This window comes from Methanoculleus sp. UBA374 (assembly GCA_002508705.1).
GTDB classification, from domain to species: Archaea; Halobacteriota; Methanomicrobia; order Methanomicrobiales; family Methanoculleaceae; genus Methanoculleus; species Methanoculleus palmolei.
On sequence record DAYL01000017.1, the window covers coordinates 18,527 to 40,336 of the forward strand.

27 protein-coding genes are annotated in these 21,810 nt (G+C 58.9%); 4 read left to right on the top strand and 23 right to left on the bottom strand.

Annotated features, from left to right (window positions below; genetic code table 11):
• Positions 1–8: 8 nt before the first annotated feature.
• Both BRA42_RS04570 and BRA42_RS04575 read left to right on the top strand, forming a co-directional pair.
• The gene (locus BRA42_RS04570) at positions 9–245 is read left to right on the top strand and encodes a hypothetical protein (RefSeq protein ID WP_292409070.1); all 237 of its coding nucleotides are present in this window, start codon (positions 9–11) and stop codon (positions 243–245) included.
• Positions 246–755: 510 nt separating this feature from the next.
• The gene (locus BRA42_RS04575; RefSeq protein WP_342770308.1) at positions 756–1,481 is read left to right on the top strand and encodes an AAA family ATPase; all 726 of its coding nucleotides are present in this window, start codon (positions 756–758) and stop codon (positions 1,479–1,481) included.
• 304 nt (positions 1,482–1,785) lie between these two features.
• Here BRA42_RS04575 and argF read toward each other — a convergent pair whose 3' ends face one another.
• From argF to BRA42_RS04595, 4 genes are read right to left on the bottom strand one after another with little or no spacing between them, the layout of a single operon-like run.
• Positions 1,786–2,715 carry an ornithine carbamoyltransferase gene (argF, locus tag BRA42_RS04580; RefSeq protein WP_292409066.1) on the bottom strand — a complete coding sequence of 310 codons (930 nt, stop codon included), beginning with the start codon at positions 2,713–2,715 and terminating at the stop codon, positions 1,786–1,788.
• Entirely contained in the window at positions 2,712–4,004 is a 1,293-nt protein-coding gene (gene purD, locus BRA42_RS04585) for a phosphoribosylamine--glycine ligase (RefSeq protein ID WP_342770307.1), read from the bottom strand. Before purD ends, argF begins: the two co-directional genes overlap by 4 nt.
• Positions 4,005–4,029: 25 nt before the next feature.
• The gene (gene pyrE / locus BRA42_RS04590; protein ID WP_292409063.1) at positions 4,030–4,542 is read right to left on the bottom strand and encodes an orotate phosphoribosyltransferase; all 513 of its coding nucleotides are present in this window, start codon (positions 4,540–4,542) and stop codon (positions 4,030–4,032) included.
• Positions 4,536–5,036, bottom strand: coding sequence for a CDP-2,3-bis-(O-geranylgeranyl)-sn-glycerol synthase (locus BRA42_RS04595; protein ID WP_342770314.1), 501 nt, complete (start codon positions 5,034–5,036; stop codon positions 4,536–4,538). The genes pyrE and BRA42_RS04595 overlap by 7 nt, the downstream gene beginning before the upstream one ends.
• Positions 5,037–5,178: 142 nt before the next feature.
• Here BRA42_RS04595 and tes point away from each other — a divergent pair, with 142 nt between their 5' ends.
• Complete coding sequence (gene tes / locus BRA42_RS04600) at positions 5,179–6,648, top strand: tetraether lipid synthase Tes (protein ID WP_342770306.1); 1,470 nt, start codon at positions 5,179–5,181, stop codon at positions 6,646–6,648.
• Between the two features lie 261 nt (positions 6,649–6,909).
• Here the strand turns inward: tes and BRA42_RS04605 are convergent, their stop codons facing one another.
• The 10 genes from BRA42_RS04605 to BRA42_RS04650 form a co-directional block, all read right to left on the bottom strand.
• The gene (locus BRA42_RS04605) at positions 6,910–7,581 is read right to left on the bottom strand and encodes a roadblock/LC7 domain-containing protein (RefSeq protein ID WP_292409059.1); all 672 of its coding nucleotides are present in this window, start codon (positions 7,579–7,581) and stop codon (positions 6,910–6,912) included.
• A gap of 4 nt (positions 7,582–7,585) precedes the next feature.
• Positions 7,586–7,933, bottom strand: coding sequence for a roadblock/LC7 domain-containing protein (locus BRA42_RS04610; RefSeq protein WP_292409057.1), 348 nt, complete (start codon positions 7,931–7,933; stop codon positions 7,586–7,588).
• A gap of 12 nt (positions 7,934–7,945) precedes the next feature.
• Positions 7,946–9,313 (bottom strand): Ni/Fe hydrogenase subunit alpha, encoded by a 1,368-nt coding sequence (locus tag BRA42_RS04615; protein ID WP_342770305.1) that lies wholly within the window; start codon positions 9,311–9,313, stop codon positions 7,946–7,948.
• Positions 9,310–10,230, bottom strand: coding sequence for a F420-nonreducing hydrogenase (locus BRA42_RS04620; protein ID WP_342771082.1), 921 nt, complete (start codon positions 10,228–10,230; stop codon positions 9,310–9,312). Before BRA42_RS04620 ends, BRA42_RS04615 begins: the two co-directional genes overlap by 4 nt.
• A gap of 6 nt (positions 10,231–10,236) precedes the next feature.
• Positions 10,237–10,800: a hydrocarbon binding protein (contains V4R domain) gene (locus BRA42_RS04625; protein ID WP_342685803.1), complete on the bottom strand. Its 564-nt coding sequence runs from the start codon at positions 10,798–10,800 to the stop codon at positions 10,237–10,239.
• Positions 10,800–11,042, bottom strand: a complete 243-nt coding sequence (locus tag BRA42_RS04630) for a 4Fe-4S dicluster domain-containing protein (protein WP_292409048.1) — start codon at positions 11,040–11,042, stop codon at positions 10,800–10,802. Before BRA42_RS04630 ends, BRA42_RS04625 begins: the two co-directional genes overlap by 1 nt.
• 316 nt (positions 11,043–11,358) lie before the next feature.
• Positions 11,359–12,147 carry a cell division ATPase MinD gene (gene minD / locus BRA42_RS04635; RefSeq protein ID WP_292409046.1) on the bottom strand — a complete coding sequence of 263 codons (789 nt, stop codon included), beginning with the start codon at positions 12,145–12,147 and terminating at the stop codon, positions 11,359–11,361.
• 30 nt (positions 12,148–12,177) lie between these two features.
• Positions 12,178–12,639 (bottom strand): hypothetical protein, encoded by a 462-nt coding sequence (locus tag BRA42_RS04640; RefSeq protein WP_292409045.1) that lies wholly within the window; start codon positions 12,637–12,639, stop codon positions 12,178–12,180.
• A gap of 68 nt (positions 12,640–12,707) precedes the next feature.
• Entirely contained in the window at positions 12,708–13,286 is a 579-nt protein-coding gene (locus tag BRA42_RS04645; protein WP_292409043.1) for a hypothetical protein, read from the bottom strand.
• A 144-nt stretch (positions 13,287–13,430) separates the two neighbouring features.
• Positions 13,431–13,934 (bottom strand): hydrogenase maturation protease, encoded by a 504-nt coding sequence (locus BRA42_RS04650; RefSeq protein WP_292409041.1) that lies wholly within the window; start codon positions 13,932–13,934, stop codon positions 13,431–13,433.
• Positions 13,935–14,012: 78 nt separating this feature from the next.
• Here BRA42_RS04650 and BRA42_RS04655 point away from each other — a divergent pair, with 78 nt between their 5' ends.
• Entirely contained in the window at positions 14,013–14,807 is a 795-nt protein-coding gene (locus BRA42_RS04655) for an ATP-grasp domain-containing protein (protein ID WP_292409039.1), read from the top strand.
• 26 nt (positions 14,808–14,833) lie between these two features.
• Here BRA42_RS04655 and BRA42_RS04660 read toward each other — a convergent pair whose 3' ends face one another.
• From BRA42_RS04660 to BRA42_RS04700, 9 genes are all read right to left on the bottom strand, one after another.
• Positions 14,834–15,118, bottom strand: coding sequence for a UPF0058 family protein (locus BRA42_RS04660; RefSeq protein WP_292409037.1), 285 nt, complete (start codon positions 15,116–15,118; stop codon positions 14,834–14,836).
• A gap of 63 nt (positions 15,119–15,181) precedes the next feature.
• The gene (gene dnaG / locus BRA42_RS04665) at positions 15,182–16,384 is read right to left on the bottom strand and encodes a DNA primase DnaG (protein ID WP_292409035.1); all 1,203 of its coding nucleotides are present in this window, start codon (positions 16,382–16,384) and stop codon (positions 15,182–15,184) included.
• 254 nt (positions 16,385–16,638) lie between these two features.
• Positions 16,639–16,956 (bottom strand): DUF167 domain-containing protein, encoded by a 318-nt coding sequence (locus BRA42_RS04670; RefSeq protein WP_292409033.1) that lies wholly within the window; start codon positions 16,954–16,956, stop codon positions 16,639–16,641.
• A 197-nt stretch (positions 16,957–17,153) separates the two neighbouring features.
• On the bottom strand, positions 17,154–18,422 hold the full coding sequence (gene pyrC / locus BRA42_RS04675) for a dihydroorotase (RefSeq protein WP_342770303.1): 1,269 nt from the start codon (positions 18,420–18,422) through the stop codon (positions 17,154–17,156).
• Complete coding sequence (locus BRA42_RS04680) at positions 18,410–19,324, bottom strand: DUF2156 domain-containing protein (protein WP_342770302.1); 915 nt, start codon at positions 19,322–19,324, stop codon at positions 18,410–18,412. The genes pyrC and BRA42_RS04680 overlap by 13 nt, the downstream gene beginning before the upstream one ends.
• Before the next feature lie 3 nt (positions 19,325–19,327).
• Positions 19,328–19,759 (bottom strand): GNAT family N-acetyltransferase, encoded by a 432-nt coding sequence (locus tag BRA42_RS04685; protein ID WP_292409027.1) that lies wholly within the window; start codon positions 19,757–19,759, stop codon positions 19,328–19,330.
• Between the two features lie 100 nt (positions 19,760–19,859).
• A complete protein-coding gene (gene hypE / locus BRA42_RS04690; protein ID WP_342770301.1) occupies positions 19,860–20,855 on the bottom strand; it encodes a hydrogenase expression/formation protein HypE in 996 nt (331 codons plus the stop codon).
• Positions 20,852–21,193, bottom strand: a complete 342-nt coding sequence (locus BRA42_RS04695; RefSeq protein ID WP_342770300.1) for a hydrogenase maturation nickel metallochaperone HypA — start codon at positions 21,191–21,193, stop codon at positions 20,852–20,854. The genes hypE and BRA42_RS04695 overlap by 4 nt, the downstream gene beginning before the upstream one ends.
• On the bottom strand, positions 21,193–21,420 hold the full coding sequence (locus tag BRA42_RS04700; protein WP_292409020.1) for a HypC/HybG/HupF family hydrogenase formation chaperone: 228 nt from the start codon (positions 21,418–21,420) through the stop codon (positions 21,193–21,195). The genes BRA42_RS04695 and BRA42_RS04700 overlap by 1 nt, the downstream gene beginning before the upstream one ends.
• Positions 21,421–21,810 lie beyond the last annotated feature (390 nt).

A 21,810-nucleotide genomic window follows, 5' to 3' on the forward strand; every position in this document is an offset into this window, starting at 1 on the left:
AAAAATCGATGGCCGAAGAAGAACAGCTCTACGATATGCTCGTTCCCCCGGGCGTGCCCCGCAAGATGATCTACGATGTCGTTGAGAAATACGACGTGGAAGTGGTGCGACGGCCGCAGAAGCTGTCGTTTGCAAACATGGACGGGGACATACGGGAACTGCTGGCGTTCCGCGGGAAGAGAGAGGTCGTCGAAGAGGTGCAGAAGTACCTTCTCGCGCGGCTGAAGGAGTTCGTCGCGGAATAGATATACTCTTTTTCTTATTCGAAGTCAGGTGCGCTGGTTCGGAGGAGGAGCCGTCACACAGAGAGTATTTGAGGGCACCCCGGTATTCCTCTGGCAGTGAAATCCCATCCGCGGTTTTTTTAACGAACTGTGCAACTCGCACCTGACAGTGCTCCTGTTCCAGTTCTGCCGAATCGTCGCGATTCGGAACCCAGGCAACATCTCACGCTCGAACACGCGCTATAACCGTGAGAGAGGTCCCGGTAGACCGGACCCGTGGGAGTACCGCCATGGGGAGGGGCTGACGGGGAGGGGGCAGGCGGAAGTCGAACACCGGAGGCGCGGGTCTCCCACAGTCCACCAATCGGACATTGTACGAACACCTATTGCTTTAACGGCGGTTTCGCCGTGCTGGTATGGCTGTAATGTCAACAAGAAACCAGCGATCAAGGAAAAGCCTTGACTACTGGTTTCTTTTGCGCCGCTTGCTATATTATGATACTATGCTTACGTGAACCGGAGGCAAAAACCATGTTGAGCGATCTATATGTTACCGGCATTAAACTGGCGAAAGATATTCCCTCGGACAACTACCTGTACGATTTACCAGTGATCAAACATCTTCAGGACATGGAAGAATTGCCGATCAGCAAGCATGTAACTTTTTTTGTTGGAGAAAACGGCATTGGCAAGTCCACACTCATTGAAGCCATTGCGGTGTCGATGGGCTTTAATCCCGAAGGCGGAACGATAAACTTCAATTTTTCCACGGAGGATTCTCATTCGGAACTGTATCGCTACTTAACCGTTTGTAAAGGAGTAAAGCGGCATAAGGATGGATTTTTCCTCCGTGCGGAGAGCTTTTACAACGTAGCAACCAACATTGACAGGGTCCGTGCAATCCCCAGTTACGGTGGCGTTTCACTGCATGCGCAATCCCATGGAGAGAGTTTTATGGCGTTGGTGGAAAATAGGTTTGGCGGCAATGGTCTATACATCCTTGATGAACCGGAAGCGGCCCTGTCGCCCTCTCGCCTGTTACAGTTAATGTGCTGTATTGATGATCTGGTAAAACATAACTCTCAATTCATCATTTCCACCCATTCACCGATCCTCATGGCTTTTCCTGATGCGGAGGTGTTTGAACTTTCGGAGAAAGGAATAAACTCCATACCATATCAGGAAACCGAGCATTTCCGTATCACTAAACAGTTTGTGAATGCGCCGGAAAAGATGCTCAAATATTTGCTTGAATAGGAGGTCGTCCCAAAATCTCTTTGTCGGGAGGGGGACACCCAATAGAAAGCCGTTTCATCATCCTTGCCCTGGATCTGGTTCAGATGGTAGAAACTTTGGAGGTGAGTGCTCCGATCTGAGTGTACCGGAGGTCCAGGGACCCTTTTGGGACGACCTCCATCTTTGGTTGCAGATGCTCCAGCATACGGGTGGGCCTGAGGAGGCTTGGTTCCGGCCATACCCGTATTCCTGGCCCGTACTTGCCGGGACATGGTGCGGCGCGCAGGTCAGCCGCCAGCCCAAAAAAAAGTAACTCTCTTTCTCCTCACTCCGCCGGGGGCATCCCGCCGGCGATCAGCCGCACGAGCAGCGCCTTCTGGGCGTGGAGCCGGTTCTCGGCCTGGTCCCAGACGATGCTCTGCGGTCCTTCCAGCACCTCGTCGGTAATCTCCTCCCCCCGGTGGGCGGGGAGACAGTGCATCACGAGGGCGTCCGGCGGCGCGCGGCGAAGAAGGTGAGAATCTATCGTGTAGTTCCTGAGGGCCCGCAGGCGCTCGGCACGCTCCTGCTCGTCGCCCATCGAGACCCATATGTCGGTGTAGAGGACGTCCGCATCACGGACCGCCTCCTCCGGGTCTGTGACGACGTTGACCCTGCCCCCCGCCGCCCGTGCCTGATTGACGACCGCATCCTTCGGACGGTAACCCGGGGGGCTTGCGACGGTGATCTCCATCCCGGTCAGGGCCGAAGAGAGGATCCAGGAATTGCAGACGTTGTTGCCGTCTCCGATCCACGCGAGTTTCAGGTCGTGAAGGTCGTCGAAGCGCTCGCTGAGGGTCATGATATCGGCGAGCACCTGACAGGGGTGCAGCCGGTCCGATAGGCCGTTGATGATCGGAACGGTCGAGTAGCGGGCGAATTCCTCGACGGAAGCATGATCGTAGGCCCGGATCATCACCGCATCGACGTAGCGGGAAAGCACCCGTGCCGTATCCCGGATCTCCTCACCCCGACCAAGTTGCATATCCTGGGGGTTCAGGAAGAGCGCATGGCCCCCGAGGTCGGTCATCCCCACCTCAAACGAGACCCGGGTGCGGGTGGACGCCTTCTCAAAGATCATCGCAAGATTCTTTCCCCGGAGGTACTCGTGCGCGATTCCTGCGAACTTCAGCCGTTTTAAGCGTTCAGCATCGTCGACAATGCTTGCAAGTTCACCCGCATCGATATCGACGATCGAGAGAAAATCTTTCTTCATGCGATCTCCTTCATGTGCCGGCACCGCCTATCGAGGAGTTCCCGGGTGCCGATATCCCTCCGGTGGAAAACGTTTCCCGAGACGGAAGACGCCGCCTTCTCGGCGATCGCCTCGGCCTCGTCAAGCGTCTCGCCCTTCCCGACGAACGCAAGCGTCCGCGACGTCCGGGTATAGAGCATCCCGTCCCGTTCTTCGACGTTTGCGTAGTAGAGCCGGGCGTCGCCGTAATCGCCGATGGTGAGAGGCTGGCGGGTCGCCGGGGCCTCCGGGTAACCCTCAGGGACAAGGTACTTGCAGACCGTCGCTTCATGCCCAAACCGGACATGCGACGGCGAAAGGTCTCCCTTTGTGATATGGCGGACGATCTCGGAGAAGTCCGACTCCAGAAGAGAGAGAACGTTCATCGCCTCAGGATCTCCGAAACGGGCATTGAACTCGATGACCCTGGGACCGTCGCGGGTGTTCATGAACTGGCCGTAGAGGATCCCCCGGTAGGGCGCTCCTTCGTCCCGCATGGCCGCGACGGTCTCCCGCATAATCTGGAGCGCTTTCTCGTAGTCGGAGGGACTGACAAACGGGAGCATGTGGTCCAGCATGGAGTATGAACCCATCCCGCCGGTATTCGGCCCCACATCCCCTTCGTATGCACGTTTATGGTCCTGCACGAGCGGCATGGGCACCAGGTGCTCACCGTCGACGAACGCCTGAAGGGTGAACTCCTCCCCAAAAAGCCGTTCCTCCAGCACGACGTCGCCCCCGAGTTTCCGGACGTACTCAACCGCCCCTGCAGCATCGACGTGCTCGCCCATGACCCGCACACCCTTCCCGCCGGTGAGTCCGATAGGTTTGATGGCGAGGTCCCCGTCGTAGGCCTCGATGAACCGCCGTGCTTCTTCCAGGTCATGACAGACCCGGTATTCCGGGCATCCCGCGATCCCGTGCTGTTCCATCAATCTCCGGCAGAACGCCTTATCCGTCTCAAGCCGTGCGGCCGCACGGGTCGGCCCCACAGAAGGTATCCCCGCCGCCTCGAGGTGATCGACGATGCCCGCCTCAAGAGGCGCCTCCGGCCCGATGACCGCAGCGTCAAGCGCGTTCTTTGTGGCGAACTCTACTATCTCCGGGATATTGGTCTCTTTCTCGAGAAGCACCCGCTCCGCGAGCCGGGCGATCCCCGGGTTTTTGCGTGCCATAACAGAAAATATTCTCACGCCGCTGTTGCAGGATAGGGCCCTGGCGATCGCATGCTCCCTGCCACCACCGCCTACAACGAGTACTTTCATATCCATCTATTCGCCTGCTCGTAAAAAATGTTTATCCGTCCAGCAGTTCACTGACCCGCACAAGCGCAAGAAGCACTGCACCTTTTTCTGCAAGCGCCTCATGAGCGCCAGTTTCCCGGTCGACGACGGTCACCACCCGGTCGACGTGCGCACCGGCGTGCCGCAGGGCTTCGAGGCCGTAAAGAGCACTTCCCCCGGACGTGGTCACGTCCTCGACCAGCAGCACGTTTCTGTCGCGCACCTCGCCGATGATCGTCCCGGCTTTGCCATGGTCCTTCTCCGCCCTCCGGATGATGGCATAGGGCCGGCCGCTTGCAAGCGAGACGGCGACGGCGATCGGTACGGCGCCGACCGCCACTCCGGCCACCGTATCAAACTCCCAGCCTTCGGCAATGGCTTTCCCGATTGCCGCAAGGACGGCAGGGTTCGTCGTTGCGGCTTTGATGTCGATGTAGTAGGAACTCCGGGCTCCCGACGCAAGGACAAAGTCCCCGAACTCGATAGCCCCGTTCTCAGTCAGTAGTGTCGCGATTGGGTTTACCATGGTACTTCTTTAACTCCGATGTAATAGCCGATAATGTTCACGATCCGGTGAAGGAGGGGCGTCATGACGACGATCCAGACTGCAATGGGGAAGGTAAGATTCTCAAGCAGCCACCGGGGATCGAACAGGAGGAGGAGCAGGAAGGAACCGACGACCAGGTCATACTGGTCGGCGATCGGCCAGGATTCACCCCGTTCTTTACCCAGCCTCCGCTTCAGGAAACTTTTGACGAGATCGCCAAGGAGCGCACCCGTCGCGAGAAGCGTAACCGAGAGGAACGTATGCTGGGGGAACAGATCCAGACCGAACGCAGAGGCGGCCCAGATCTGGATAAGACCCAGCAGCACCCCGGAGACCACGCCTCCGATGAACCCCCGGTACGTCTTGCCGTCGCCAAAGATCCTTCGCCCGTCGCGAAACGTCTTCCCAAAGTCGATGGGCGTCCCGCCTCCGAGGACCGCGGCCGCTGAGTTCGGCACGTACGCAGGAAGCATGATCCACAGCGCCGCAATACCGGAAAAGAGCCAGTATCCGAGTATAGTATCAAATAGTGTCAATACCCAGTATAATCAGTAAATATAAAGATTAACGTGTCGAAATATGAGTGCATGAATAATTGATGGGCACGGTGAGAGAATGCTGATTAAAAAGACAAGGAGCCTCTGTCCAACATGCGGCCGCGTACTCGATGCCGAGATCGTCGAAGAGGAGGGAAAGGTCTGGCTGGTCCGTACCTGTCCGGAACACGGCACATACCGTGGCCTCTACTGGTCGGACGCAGAGATGTACCGGAGGTTTGACGCCTACGAGCGCGTAGGAAAGAGGGTTTCGAACCATCAGACGACTACGTCCCCGACCGGATGTCCGTACGACTGCGGAATCTGTGAGAACCACCGGTCGACGACGTTGCTTGCCAATATCGATCTGACGAACCGGTGCAACCTCAACTGCGACTTCTGCTTTGCAAACGCCCGGGCCTGCGGTTTTGTCTACGAACCAACCTTCGATCAGATCGCCGGGATGCTACGCATGCTGCGCGAGGAGAGACCTACCCCGACCCCCGCCGTCCAGTTCTCGGGCGGCGAACCGACGATACGCGATGATCTCCCGGAGATCATCAAGAAAGCAAAAGAACTCGGGATGTCCCAGGTTCAGGTCGCAACGAACGGTATCAGGATTGCCCGGGAACCCGACTACATCGCACAACTCAAAGAGGCCGGGCTCTCCACTGTTTACCTCCACTTCGACGGCATAACCCAGGAGACGAACACAAAACTCGCGAGCGACCAGCGGGCCATCGAGAACTGCGAGAAGATCGGCATGGGGGTGGTGCTGGTGCCGACGATCATCAAGGGCAGGAACGACCACGAGGCGGGCGCCATCATCAAGTATGCCGCAGAGCACATCAAGACCATCCGGGGCGTCAACTTCCAGCCGGTGGCGTTCACCGGAGCGGCAAGCGAGGATGATGTCAGGAAAGAGCGGATCACCATCCCGGAACTTGCAGAGCGAATTGAGGAGCAGACGGACGGCGTTATCAAGAAGGATTACTTCTACCCCGTACCCTGTATCGTCCCCATCTGCGATCTCGTTGAGGCGTATACGGGCAAGCCCCAGATCTCATTCACCACGCACCAGCACTGCGGAGCGGCGACCTATGTCTTCGTCACCGAAGACGGGATGGTCCCGATCAACAAGATGGTGGACGTCGACGCCTTCTTTGAGTCGGTCGAGAAAATGGCGGCAAAACTCGCGAAAGGCGGGTCGCTCAACAAGTATGTGACCCTTGTCGAGGGCGTCAAGGACCTCTACACCTCTACGAGGAAGGCGGAGCAGAAGAATACCACGAAGTTCATGAAACTGATAGGACAGACCCTCATCATGCAGAACTTCGAGGCGTTGCGCGAGTTCCACTGGAACGCCCTCTTCATCGGCACGATGCACTTCATGGACCGGTACAACTACGACCTCTGCCGGGTTGAGCGGTGCTGCATCCACTACGCGACCCCCGACGGCCGCATCATCCCGTTCTGCACCTACAACAGCGGCCCGGTCCACCGTGAGCAGGTCTGGAAAGCCTTCGCACAGCACCCAAAAGACGAATAATCAAACTCATCATCTCCCGGGAGACGAACCGGCCCCCTCTCCCGAATAATTTTTTTGAATGCGATGGATCACGCCGGGATCGTCGACAAAGGCCTCCCCCTTCGGGAAAGGGGCCGGGGCCGGGTCCGGTTCCTGTTTGCCGGGAGCATCCGCATCGACAGAATCGTGCAGGAGGCCCCCCGCACAGTGAAAGCGCAGTTAACCCCGCCAGGTGCGAAGAAGACGGGAAGTGCCGGACCGGCCGAAAAACAGCCATCCATTTCAGGCGAGCCGGTCCTGCATGCCCCGCACCGCGAGGCGGATCAGGCCGAGGTTGGCGTCGGGCTTCGCCAGTATACAGAGAGAGAGGTCCCCATAGGGTGCAATGATGAGTTTCCCTGCCGGGGTCTCGAGGATCATCTGGGAGAGGGGGCCCATCTCCATATCGGCGGTGATGCGGATACCCGCGCGGAGCAGGTCCTCGGCGACCGCAGCCACCTGCTCGAAGTCCGCGGAGCCCAGCGACTGAAGGGCGAACCCCTCATGGAAGACCGAGACGGCAATGACGCCCGGCTGTCGAGCAACCTCTTCGAGGCGGTCCGTCTCCTCCGACCCGGGCCGGACGACAGGCTTTGCACCCTCCACGGTAACCAGACACCCCGTCTCACGAGCGGTCGCACGGGCCGCCTCGGTCTCCCCGACGGTATACGCGATAAGTTCATAGTCCAGCGACGGACAGTCGAGCAGGTAGCGGTAGGCTTCGTCTCCACTGAGCAGCAGGTCTTTGCCGGTATCCTCGAACGCAGCCGCATACGGGCCTCCTTTCAGAATCAGGACAAAACCCGTCACTCCGGGGCCGTTGATGCGCACCGCTCCCGTGAAGTGAGGACTGATAGAAGCAAGGGCCGTAAGCGGCCCCTGCATTCGCCCAAGTGAGACGCCGTCGGGTAGCATCGTCTCACAGAGCAGCAGTTATCCGATCCCTGTTTTTCTTCAGCTCGTACCGGATGCGCCCGACGTTGACGTTCGCGTTCGCCACAATGGCGATCAACTCGTCTTCCGAGAGTGGAGAGAGCAGGATGGGCCCGTTCTCCAGCTCGATGAGCATCTGGTGCATTTCTCCTTTCCCGAGTTCGTTGCTCATCGCCTCAGACGTACCCATACCGGTCGACGCCATGGCACCGAGGGCCTCGACGTCTACATCCCCGGCAACAACGCTCTCGATTACAAAGCCGTCCCGTCCCGCCACGACCGCAGCGGTAACCCCGTCAAGTTTCAGGAATTCTCCCAGGATCTGTTTCAGCATAGCTCTATCGCCTCATGTTCTTTTGATACACTCAATTTTGAGGGGCATCCGCCCGATCGCATGTGTTGCGCACGAGATACAGGGGTCGTACGCCCTGATGATCATCTCGATGCGGTTTGCCGCCTCATCGGTCAACGCTCCGTTCTCCACCACCCGGCGTGCCACAGCCTCCACGCCCCGGTCAATGGCATAGTTGTTCTGGCAGGTCGCAACGATGAGATTGCACCGCTCGATGATGCCCGCTTCATTGACGGAGTAATCGTGGATAAGGGTTCCCCGGGGCGCCTCGATGATCCCGACGCCGCGCCGGTTTACGACGTTTTTCACCGGCGTCCGGGTATCGGAACCAGTAATACCGGAGTCCGAGAGCAGGGCCACCGCCCGCTCGCACGAGGCGATGAACTCTATGTAGCGTGCCAGGTGATAGGCAAGCGGAGCCTGGGCAACGGCACCGAACCGCTCGCGGTACTCCGCGAGAGCAGCGTCTGCATGCTCCGTGCCCATCTTCTCCACGATGTTGAGCCGGGCAAGCGGCCCGACCCGGTAGTAATCCCCTCCTTTGAACCGGGCGAACTTCAGATAGGACCAGTTCTCCGAATACTCCTCAATGAAGTTCTTGTAATCCGGACCCGAGAACGAACCGAGCCTGCCTCCGTCGGGCCCAAGCATCGCGACAGGCCCGTCATAGGTCGAGTAGAGCCCGTGGTTGGTCATACCGAGAAACCCGGTCTTCACGGTCCCTATATCGGTATCGACACCGTCGAGGAGGTTGCGGGCGATGTCCCATCCATCACGGGCGATGCCGAGCGCCTCATCGGCCATGGCAGCCAGTTCAACCCTCTTCCCCTCCGTGAGGGGCGCCGACATCCCGCCCGGCACCGCGTTTGTCGGGTGAATGGGTTTGCCGCCGACCGCTTCCGTCAGGCGCTGGCCGAACTTACGGACAGCGATCGCCTTCTTCGCGATCTCAGGCGAGTGGCGGGCAAGCCCGATGACGTTGCGCGTCTCCGCGGGGCAGTCGCGACCCAGGATGAAATCGGGAGCCGCAAGCATGAAGAAGTGGAGGGCATGGGAGTGGACGAACTGACCGATGTTGAGAAGTTCCCGGAGTTTCTTTCCGGTCGCGGGCGGTTCGACGCCGAAGATCCCGTCGAGCGCCTTTGCGGCCGCGAGGTGGTGCGCCGAGGGGCATATCCCGCAGATGCGGGGCGTGATCCGGGGTGCTTCCTCGATGGCCGCCCCGACGAGGAACTTTTCAAACCCCCTGAGTTCTACAACCTGAAAGTGGGCCGAATCGACCTCGCCCCGGTCGTTGAGGAAGACCCTGACCCCGGCATGGCCCTCTATCCGGGTCACCGGACTGACCGTAATCTCCTTCATCTGCTCCTCTCCTTAATGAGATCCCGAATTTTTGACGTCTCCTTGTCCTCCATGACGAGGCTCCCGATGGTGAAGGCGTACATCGTATGTGCGACGTCGTAGAGTTCCTTCTCCACCTCTTTCTGCGGCTTATCGGTGAGGTCCGAGACCCTCGCCACCATCATGCCGTAGATGTCCCGGCAGGGCTCACGAAGGATATCGAGCGACGGGCCGTTGCACCCGTGGCACGGGATATTATTCTTCGGACACGACGCGGCGCACCTGCCGAAGGTGACGCTCCCGAGACAGAGATAACCCTGCCCAAGCAGGCAGTGCTCACGATCGGGAACCCCCTCGTGCCGCCGGGAAAGAGTCCAGTTCTCAACCGGCCCCATGATCCTGTCGCACTCCGAACAGACGGATTTACGCGAGAGTTCAAGAGTATGACCGGCGACCATCGCCGGGATAATCTGCTTTAAGAACGCCTCTTTCGGCGGGCAGCCCGTGACATAGTAATCGACCTTCACGAGGTCTCCCACCGCAAACGCCCGGTAGAGGAACGGCGGCACATCCGTCGGGATAACGCCGTCGGGCTTCGTCGTCTCCACCTCCCGGTAAACGCAGGAAAAGAGGTCGTCGTTTGAGTTCAGCATCGAAAGACCCGATATCCCCCCGTAGCAGGCACAGGTCCCGAGCGCCACAAGCGTCTTTGCCCGCTTGCGGATCTTTTCGAGGCGTTCGCGGTTCTCAACATTGCGGACTGCTCCGGTTACGAACGCGATGTCGATCCCCTCCGGCGGCTCCTTTACATCCATGATCACCGGAGAGTAGACGATATCCGCCTCCGCAACGAGATCGAGGAGCATCTCGTGGAGATCGAGCACCGCAATCGTGCATCCCGAGCATCCCGCCAGTTCTTCAATAGCGATCTTCATCATTTCGCCTCATTTAAGGACCAGTTTCTTGAGACAGGCGTTCGGACCGGTGTGCACGATCTCAAGTTTGGCTTTCCGGCCGGTGATCTCCTCAACTGCGCCCACGACGTAGCCGAAGAGCGTCTGGCAGAGCGGGCCGCCCTGGTCAAGGCCGTTGCGCCGAAGCGTCTGGCGGACGATGCAGTCGTGGAAGACAAGGTAAATGAACGTCTCACCGTTCTCTTCGATGATGAACGTCTCCTTATCCTCAGGTTTCCAGACCTCAAAGGAGTACTGACCGGACAGCAGGTCGGAGAGTTCGTGGAGCGCCCCTTCCACGTCCTCGCGTTTCTGGAAGTACTTGGCAACCTCGTGGCCGAACTTCTTTCCGGCCCGGTAGGTGACTGCGTTCGCTCCCCTGCCTGCAATCTCTTCAAGAGACCTGATGATAAGGCCGTTGAGTTTCATCACGCCGTGAAGCGTCTGCTCCATCTCTTTTGGTTTCGGCGAGCAGTCGAGGGGGATATCCTCGGGCCGATAGACGAGATCGGAGTGAAACGCCTCATGCAGTTCGTCGATATAACCAGCGGTCATCAGATCACCTTCCGGAGCATCTCACAGACTTTAATGTCGACATAGTGCCTCCTGGCAGGGTAGATGCCCCGGTGCTCAAGTGCCTGAGCCGGGCAGATCTCATGACAGGACAGGCATCCCATGCAGTTGTTCGGCCTGACGGGAACACTCACATTGTTCTGGAGTTCGTACACGTGCATCGGACAGTCTTTGACGCAGAGACCGCACCCGACGCATGCGTCCTTATCCACACGTATATCCATTACGAGCCTCTGATTGTGGTTACCATCTCCTGGTATTAAAACATGATTATATATAGTTTGCACGATAGGAATATTTCTCGCCGGTACAATATTTATGGATTTTATTCACTCTTATAGAGGGTATCAACTATCGGGGATTGATTCCGAATCATTCCTGAAAAACCCTGGTTTCTGTTTACGTGAGGGAAATCAAACAAAACTCAGGTCGGTTGTAGCGGGCCCGGACACCTGGTGCGGTCCGGCTCGAAAAAGAGGCGTTTATGTCGATCGTTTGGTAAAGAAAGACGTGGTGAAGGGGGAGACGTAACTCCGGTCTTCACGCCTTTGCCCGAAAAAGAGCACGAGCCAGCCGGTCGACGAAACGTTCCCGCGGTACCGCTGCCGCCTCTTCAACGTACTCGATCCCTGCTACATCGGCCGCGATATGCTTAAACGCCCGGGACGCTACGGACGTCGGATACTTCACCACGATCGGGGTCCTGCCGGCCGATGCCCGCCGGATATTGGGATCTTCGGGTATGACCCCGAGCACCCGGACCCCGAGGAGTTTCTCCATCTGTGCATGGTTGAACTCCTCGCTGTTACCGGCAACCCGGTTGATGATTGCCCCTTCAACGTGCCCGCCGACAGTCTCGGTCAGGATCTTCGTCTTTAGGGAGTCGACTATCGAGGATATCTCGGGATTTACGACGAGGATGACGCCGTCGGCAATAGTCAGCGGGATGACGCCGTCCCTGCTGATTCCTGCGGGGGCATCCATGATCAGGATGTCGAACTCGCCCACGAGATCGGTCATGATGTCCTTGAGCCGGTTCGGGTCCGACTGCTGGAAACCCTGCAGAGAGAGCCCGCACGGGACCACCTTCACGCCGAACGGCCCGTCATAGATGGCGTCCCTGACACGCGCTTTGCCTGCCAGCACCTCATGCAGGGTCACCGGCAGGTCCTCGAGCCCGAGAATGAGCCCGAGATTCGCCATCCCGACGTCGGCATCCAGGATGCAGGTCTTCTTTCCGTACCGGGCCAGCATCGACCCGAGATTTGCTGTGACCGTCGTTTTGCCGGTGCCGCCTTTACCGGATGCGATTGTATACACTTTTACCATATGATCACTCGTTTTTTTTAGAGTACCGGCTTACACCCAGTGCTGCAGGGCATTCTGAGTGTCCTGCCCGAGTGCGTTCATCAGTTCGGCAGAGAGGTGCTCAGAAGGACGAGCAATGCCGATCACTGTCTCCCCACGGTAAGGGATGCCGAGGAGTTCAACGCCGGTCTCGTCACGCAGATTTCCCTGGGCGTAGAGATGACTGTAGCGCGCGGCTTCGTCCTCGCCGCCGGGCCCTGTCGAACTGATCAGGAGGCCGTCTGCGGTAGCCAGGGTGAACGATGCAAGGCTGTATTTCTCACGGATTGCACCGAGATTTTCCTCCAAACTCCTCATATGCCCGGGATCGATCGTGCCCGGAGATATCGCGGGCTTGACCGGAGCCGGTTTCGTCCCTGGAGCGTTCGAAACCGCTTCTTGCTGCTTCCCGGTGAGTGCCCGGGCGATCGTTGAGAGGAGATACAAAACGCCGGCGAAACCCGCAATCACCATGACAGCGATGAAACTAAGGAATACCAGGATAATGCTTGCTGAATCCATTCTGTAATCTGCTCCTGCTGTTACGTGTCTTTGTCCTGAATGAGATGGTCGAGATGAATTCTCCGGAGCATCTCCTTGCAGTTAACTTTGAAACTGCCGACAAGTTGATCAACGTCCAGATCCTCCATGTTCTGGACAAGCGTTTCCATTTCATCACTCGTAGATGGAGGAGCCGCATCATTGCTCGCAGACGGAGGAACCGCAGTCGTCTCCTGCAAGGATTTCACTCCCGGCATGGGAATGTGATGCATCTCCGCGGGCGGTTCCGGACGGTGCTTTGACGAAGATGCCGCACCGGTCCTTTTCGTCCCTCTCGGGGCAGCCTTGCCCGACATCGATTTTTTTTGCCTTCCGGCATCGGGTTCGGCAATCGCACAGGGCCGGTTGAACTCCAGGGAGAGCTGGATCTGTTCCGGCGTCAGAGAATTCAACTCTGCCGCCACTTCGCTCTCTCCGCCTTCAAGTAGTGTATCCAGTACGTGCTGCCCTTTTATGCCCCCATATTCGGCAAGCACCACCAGACCTTCGTTCAGCACCAGGACTGCACTCTCACTACCAAGGGCAATCATACAGGTCCCGGTGAACTGTGATGAGTTCATCTCTTCTATCAAGGCACGGGATGTCGTGGACTTGAGAAGACGATGAAACCGACCTCGCGGCAGTTGCATTCAGACACCTTTAGTTCAGTGCTATAAAATAAGTCTTGCTATTTATCCCTTTGGAAAAGTGTCCGGCATATATAGTTACCCATACTCACTATTCTCATTTCCCAACGCGCCAACGGCCTCGCCAGTCCATCTCCGGAGGATCTTCCGGATCTCCCTCCCGGCAACCCGGACCCCTTCTTCGACCGCGCTGTCTATCTCCCGGCTGAATGCCCGGATCTCCCCTGCTTCGATCCCGACGATCACAACCTCCCCGGCGTACCCGAGTTCCCGGGCTACGGCTACCGCCTCCCCGATCCCGAGATCGTGGAGTGCGCACGCGAGGGTCTCCCCCCGGGAAGGCGGCGCTTCAAACGTGAGGACCTCGCCGATACGGTCGCCGACGTCCACCATCGCATCGACGATCACCACCTTCTCGTACCCCTCCATCAACGGGATCAGACCGAGTCCCCCGGTGCCGCCATCGATGACATCGACGCCGGTATACCTCCCTTCAAAGAGTTGTATCGCCCGAATGCCCGCCCCGTCGTTTCCCATGAGAGGATTTCCGCACCCGATGATACAGATCCGGTTCTTCTGCATGACACCCTTCCCTACCGGTTATATCCGGCGAGATACAAAAGGGTACTGCACTACGAACAGCCCCGGACGTGAGACGAAATGATCTATATCGTTCCTAAACCGACCGATACGCCGGACGACAACTCGACCGGCGCCGTTATGCAGGAGCTGGAGAGAGCCGACGCCCGATACGCCCTCCTCGACCTCGGTACAATCGACCCGCTCAACTCCGGGCTTGAGAATGAACTCGTGTGGGCCTGCGGGATCCGGCAGGACGGGCACCAGTTCGAGACCCTGAGCGTGCTCGCGCTCGATAATCGGGTGATCAACACACCCGAAAGCATCGTCGCCTGCGCGTCGAAGGTGATGACGTCGGCACTCCTGCTCCGGAAAGGGGTGCGCACACCCAGGACGGCCTACCTCTGCTCGGAGGAGCAGGCACGGGACTTTCTTCTGCGGCACGGGAAAGTCGTTTATAAACCGCTTTACGGATACGATGGGAACGGCATCAGGCTCGTGACGAAGCCGGACGACCTCGGGCCGGGACCCTGGTACCTGCAGGAGTATATTCCGAACGATCGGGACTTCCGTGTCTTTGTCCTCGGTGGAGAGGCCGTCGGCGCGATTACCCGGGTATCTGAGGGGCTGATGCACAACATCCACCAGGGGGGGACCGGCATGCCGGTCCCGATCGATGATGAGATGCGCGCCATCGCCGAAGATTCGGCAGCGGCGATCGGGATCGATTACTGCGGCGTCGATCTCCTCCGGGATAGAGAGGGTTACACGGTCCTTGAAGTGAACGGAACGCCGAACTGGCACTGCATGGCGGCCCCCATCCCGAATCTGCTGGCCGCCTATCTCATCGAACGGGAACGCAATATGCGGGCCTGAGAAAAGAGGGGCGGCGGGGATGATCGTTACTGGAGATACTCGATCTCCTTCAAGGTCTTCTCCGCAAGTTCCTTCATCCTGGCGGAGATCCGGCTCGATGAAGCAAACTCCACATCTTTCATGGCGTTGGCAAGTTCCGTTCCGAGCACGAATATTGCATACTTATGTTCCATTTTGCTCTTATGCACCTGAGAAGGGTCTATTTTCAACGCATAATACTGCGAGAACTTCAACTCCGGGTTCTGCATCTCAAAAAAGTCTTTAATCTCAGTGAGAATCCCATGTAAGGCTATTAACTCTTCTTTGTGCATATTCTCTCCCGGAGATAAAAATAGTGGATATAGATATTTATAAATTTGCACCCGATATAAAATTTATTCAATCTTTATAAGCCGGATGGACAGGGGGCGCTTTATGATCCCCTGATAATCACGAGCGGCCACAAACTCGAGGTTCTTTCCTCCGAGTTGATCGAGGAGTTTCTGATCGACGACCCGGTCCATGACAAGCCCTTCAACATCGCCGTTCAGGTTCTGGAGGGCGCCTTCGACATCGGTAGCGTTCGATTCCAGGAGGACGGTATAGTCGGGAGAGAGAAACCGCGCGATCTTTTTGTCCCGGACGTCCGCCATGTGTTCGCCGAGCGTCGACGGTGGCTTCCGGTTCTCCTCCCTGTTTTTCGGTGGCTCCAGAGGCACGGCCTCTTCCGGCCCCCCATATGCGCCGACGGGAGCCCGCTCCGCCGTCTCCCCGGGGCGGTGGTCGGTGACCACTTCCACGGGCACCTTGTTCCGGAGCGCCTTGACGATCTCCTTTCTGCTCATCTCCTCGACGCTCTTTCCCCGCGGACTGTAGGCCACGAAGTCGATCTCGGCGACCTGCAGGAGTTCGCGGAGGATCAGTTCCCCTCCCCGGTCTCCGTCGAGCAAGGTCGTCGCGGTCTTCTGCGCGCAGAGGTCGATGATGATGCGCGGGACGTTGGTCCCCTCGACCGCAACCGCATTCTTGATCCCGTAGCGCAGCAGGTTGATCACATCGGCCCGGCCTTCGACGATGATGATGGCGTCGGAGGTCATGACGTTCGGGCCTGCGTGCACCCTCTCCTCGCCGAGATACTCGAGTTTCTCGATCCGGATAACCTCCCGGACTTCGTCGAGGAGGTCGTCGCTGTTGATCGTCCCTTCATCGAAATCCTCCAAAAGGAGTTCTTTTGCACGTTCGACGATCCTGCGCCGCTTGGTCACCCGGATGTCCTCGATACGGTCGACCATGACATGGGCCGTGCACGGTCCTACCCGGTCGATCGTCTCCAGCGACGATGCGAGGAGTGCGGTCTCAGCCCGGTCGAGCGAGGACGAGATGAGGATCTCGCCTTTTGTCTCCCCCCTTTTCGTGGTGATCTGGACGTCGATCCGGCCCACCCGGCCGGTCCTCTGTAAATCGCGCAGGTCAAGGTCTTCGCCGAGCAAACCTTCCGTCTGGCCGAAGATAGCGCCCACCACGTCGGGTTTATCGACCACCCCCTCGATCTGCAGAGTAAGATGAATGAGGTATTTTGTGGTTTCCGGTGAATACATGGAGTCGTGCCCCCTTTCAGTATAAATCGATCTCCACGTCCCGCGCATGGTTACCTCGCGCGGACATGAACATCAGTTATATATCTAAGGTGCAATTACTTAAATCAAATGGCGCCGTAAACAGAAGTTTTTTCAAAGGATAAAACCCATTACGGATGAATTCTGGTCCATATTCTGATGCAGATCATTGTATACGATATTGATGGTGAAAAACACGCCAATCCGGAGGCCGTCGTATCGGCGTCTGCACGGGATCAGGCGCCACAGGAGGAAAGGAGCATAAGAACATCGTATTTCGAGAGACCGGCGATCGCCACGGTCTTCGATGAAGAGGTATGCCCGGCGACGATGTTCACATCGGTGCGGGGTATCCCGAACGTCCCGGCGATGAGTTCGATAACGGCACGGTTCGCCTTTCCGCCGACGGCAGGGGCGGTGACCTGGCACCGGATGCTCTTGCGCCATTCGTTGTATCCGGCCGGAAACGACTTCTTCTTTGCGCCTGCCGTAACATCAAGCGCCAGGGTGACACCATTCCCGGTCTCAACGACGGCGTCGGCATACGGTTCCATGAGAAAAGCCTCCTGAAAGGATGTCGCCCGGCACTAACGATCGATGATCACAGGCGGCTGATGCCGGTCCTCACCCGATCGTACCCATATGCCAGGCGCGCCTGTCGCGCACCTGGGTTGTCCCGCGGATCATGTCCGGGCGTCCCGCCTGACGATCACCCGGGGACCTATAGATGCGCTTTATCGGCTCTGTATTATTAATTCTTCGATGATAAATATCCTTGCCCGGGATACCAGGCCGGGTGCGTCTCCCGGAAATCCCCCTGAGCGTAAGCTCGCGTACCCCGGACGATCACCTCTTCCGGGAAGACCGCGGCGAACCCCTCAAACGGCGACCAGCCGCACTTTGCGTGGAGGCAGGAAGCATCGATACGGGTGATTTCGTCAGGATAGAAGGCATAGTCCGCCCGGTCGCCCGGTTCAAACCCCGCGCGGGGGATGCCGAGGATGGCGGCAGGCCTCCACGACGTCTTCTCGATCACGGAAGCGAGAGTTATCCGCCCCTCCCTGACCGCCGCCATCAGGAGCGGCACCATCGTCTCGACCCCCGGGATGCCGGAGGGAGCGATCTCGAACGGCAGCGCCTTCTCGCGGAGCGTGTGCGGGGCGTGGTCCGAGGCGACGACGTCGATTGCGTCCCAGCGAGACCAGAGGCCGCGCCGGGTCTCTTCATCCCTGAGCGGAGGGTTCACCCGGGCCCGGGTATCGTCGTCCTCGAACATCTCGTACGAGAGAAAGAGGTGGTGGGGCGTCACCTCCACCGTGCCGCGTGCGGCCCCGATTGAGGCGGCGGTGCTCAGGTGGCAGAAGTGGAGACGCAGACCTTCGGGGGCGAGGTCCGAGACCCCGCGCACGGCGCGCGCCTCTCCGGCACCGGAGCGGGTGCGGTCGTGATCGGCGAGCGTTGCCGGTGCCGGACCCCGGACCTCTTCGGCATGAATCGTGGCGAGCCCGCCGAGAGCGTGAATGCAGGAGAACAACCCCCTGAGGGTTTCCGGATCGAGTCCCTCACCGTAACTCGACGGGGCCGCGAAGGTCTCCCCGAAGGCCATTGCACCGGCATCCCGCATCCCCGCGAGATCGGCTCCCGGTACGACGCTGGCGTTCACCGCAAACCCGCATACAGCCTGCTCCTCCGCCTCGTAGATGCGCGCCCGGAGGAGGGCGGGCGTGGTGAGGGGAGGGACGGTGTTGGGCTGATCGACGACGACCGTCACCCCGCCGGCGACCGCGCTCATCGTGCCTGTCCGCCAGTCTTCCTTCTCCGCCTGAGCCCCTCCCCGCATGTGGACATGCATATCGACTGCCCCGGGAAGACAGGTGTACCTGCTGCAGTCGAGTGTCTCGTCGGCACGCACCGGCGCACCGATGTGCCGGACGATCCCGCCGGCGATGACGACGTCGGCACGCCGGCCTGTCGGAAGCGCCACGTTCCGGAGGACCAGATCCGCGGTCACCGGCAGCATGCCTCCAGGTCGTCCCGGGTCGTGCAGTACACCTCGACCATGTAAGCGGGGTGGTAACGCGTCTTCGACTCGCGGAGCCCGGCGACACCCATATCGCACTCCCGGTTTACGTAGCGGTAACGGTCGCGGAGCATAGCCGCGGTTCCGCTCGCGATCACCTTGTAGATGCCCGGATAAGCCTCGGGGAGCGCTTTCTCGAAATGGACGACCGCCATATCCCGGTTGACCGGCCCGACAATCGATATCGCCCCGATTGTGTCGCCGATCCTGATGATCCACCCGGCAAGATCGAGGGCAAAAAAGTTGTTGACCGCAAAGAGGATGGCGTCTTTCTCGTGAGCAAGGATGGGCTCCGAGTCGCAGTCCCGCCATTCGCACCAGACCACCAGAAACTCCCAGACTTCGTTGATATTCTCCCGGGTAATCCCCTCGATCGTATACGCATACTCCCGCTCGAACCGGTTGACCTGACGCCGGATGGTGGCGTATTTCTTTCCGGCGAGGTCGGCGAGGTCGCCGGTCCGGTAAATGTAGTCGAAGAAATCCCGCCTTTCGTGGAGAGGGAGGGAGGGATAGAGTTCCCGGGTCCACGCTTCGTTTATCGGGTCGAGGACCCACAGGGGTGTGTCGCCCCCCTCTTTCACCGCCAGGTCGATGACGTCTCCGATGAGGTCGGGGTTCTTGGGGCCGATGGGCATGCGGAACGACGTTACACCGTTTATGGTGCTCGATAGGACGATTGAGCCGTCCACCTTTGCAAACCGGTAGTCCGCATAGCGGTTCCAGCAGACCATATTCTCGAACGTGTTGTCGCTATGCACCTGGGGATACTGCCGGTAGTGCTCGGAAAAGAGGCCGCGATCATCCAGGCTCACGGGTTTAAAGTCGGCAAATCTCAGCATGTCTCACCTTTTGTCCGGATACCACCGCATGGGGATGTGTCCATCCATTCTCCGAAACCCGAACCCGGTATAGAAGGTTTCGGTCCCTGGCTCGGCGACGAGGGCGACCCAGGTGACACCGGCAGAGGTGCAGTACCTGATCAGCGTAGATAAGATCATCGTTCCGATGCCCCGGCCCCGGTACCCGGAAAGGACAATCAGGTCCTGGATGTAACCGTCCGAGACCCCGTCCGAGAGTACCCTGCCCATACCGACCGCACGTCCGGTTACCGGGTCGACGGCAACGGCGAAGGCGAAACTCCCCGCGATGAGGGCGCCGAGCGCGGCCGGGTCCCACTCCTCGTTCCACCAGCCGCCCGCCCGGTAAAGGTCCGCAATCGTCTCCACGTCCCAGGCATCCACCAGACGCACCTCGATGTCCGCCCCCTCCGTCATCGTCTTATACCTCTCCTTCAACCACGTAACAGCATCAATCGTATATTACAGGCGCGGGTCACATCACCTTGCATCAAAAGAAATGAGGCGCGGGTACCCGCTAGCAGACGCGCGGGACCGGGTCGCCGATGGGCGGCTCGATGAACCGCTCCCCGCCGATGGCGGTTCGTATGATCACACCGGACCCGTCGACCACTTCCCCGACGATCGCGGCGTCCCGCCCGTAGGGGTGCTTCTGGAGCGCCGCAAGGACGGCCTCGGCATCGTCTGGCGCAACCCCCATGACGACTTTGCCCTCGTTGGCCACTTCAAGAGGATCGATGCCGAGCATCCCGGCGGCACTCCGGACATTTGCCCTGAAGGGGAGGGCCTCTTCCTCGACGACGACGCCGACGCCGCTCTTTCTCGCCATCTCGTTGATGGCGTTCGCAAATCCGCCCCTCGTCGGGTCTTTCATGGCATGAATATCTCCGGCGGCGAGCGCCTGCTCAACGAGCGTCCAGAGGGGTGCAACGTCGGAGCGGATCTGGTCGCCGAAGTCGAACCCCTCGCGGTGAGTCATGATGGCGATACCGTGGTCGCCGATGGTGCCGCTGACGATGATCCGGTCACCGGCCAGGAGACCGTTATCCCGCACCACCCTCCCGGCGACGCCGATACCGGCGGTGTTGATGACGATGGTATCGAGGGCGCTCCGCTCGAGCACCTTGGTGTCGCCCGTGACGAGGTTCGCCCCGCATTCATCAAGTGCGGCGTCCATCGATGCAACGATCCGTTCGAGGTCCGCCACCTCAAAACCTTCCGGGATGACCATGCCGCACGAGAGGGCGATCGGCCGACCGCCCATCATCGCAAGGTCGTTGATGGTCCCGCAGACGGCAATGCGCCCGATATCCCCGCCGGGGAAGAAGATCGGCGAGACTACGTGGTTGTCGGTCGTAAAAACGATATTCTGGCCGTTGAGCGGGATGACCGCCCCGTCATCGAGCGATTCGAGTCCTATTCCACCGGCGTTGTTGTGTTTGAGGTTCGTGATGACGCGCAAGAGTTCGCCCATCACTTCGCCGCCGGCACCGTGCATGAGGTTGACTTTCATTCTTCGTCCACTTCTATTTCGACGTTCGTGACTACGATCTCCATTCCCGCAACAATTTCCGGAAGTTTTCCGCACCGAGGGCAGACAAACCGCTCGCTCCCCTCGTAGCCGCAGGAGCAGCGGGTGCGTGCCTCGACGTCCCGGCATGAGAGCCGGGTGCCCGAAAAGAGCGGGTCGTCCTCGATGATGATATTAAAGAGAAATTCCACCTGTTCGGGGTTCACCATCGCCATTTTACCGACATCCACATAGACACGCTTCACCCCTTTTGCGCCGTTATCGAGCGCAGCGCGGCGGGCGGTCGTGTAGATGTCGTAGGCGATGCTGTACTCGTGCATTACTCCTCCGTCATCGCGGCGTAAACCTGCTTGAAGACCTCACGGGTCTCGAGCCCATCTTCTCTGCTGAGACGCTGGATGGCAAACCCGACGTGGACAAGCACGAATTCCCCGACCTTCACATCCACAAGGTCGAGCCGGACCTCCTGCTGCAGGTCTCCGAAGTCGACGACGCCGATATTGCCTTCTTTTATCTCCAGAACCTCACCGGGCATTGCAATACACATGACCTCTCTTCCTCTCCTCTTATTTTGTCCGGATGTCAAAAAAGGTTGACCATACTGCACAAAGGAACCCTGAAGCGGGTCGTTTCGGTCGGAATGCGCCCCCGGGTTCACGTATTCTGGTATTATAGGTCCGTTCGGAAGCATCAAAAAGGTATGTTTGTCTCCCGTCAGGGTTCCTACAGGACCGGAGGAACGGGGTGCCGGGAGGTGCGTGCGCGCTGTACCGGTGCCGGGCGTGAATTGGAGCGAATCGTGCCTGACGGGGTTAACGGATCGTGAGGCTGGATGCATGGATTGGTCGCCAAAATCCAAACAGCCAATGTGATGAGAAGATTCCGTACAATGGACCGTGGGGATATCGCGTTCGGGGGAGGGGTTGCAGGGGAGGGT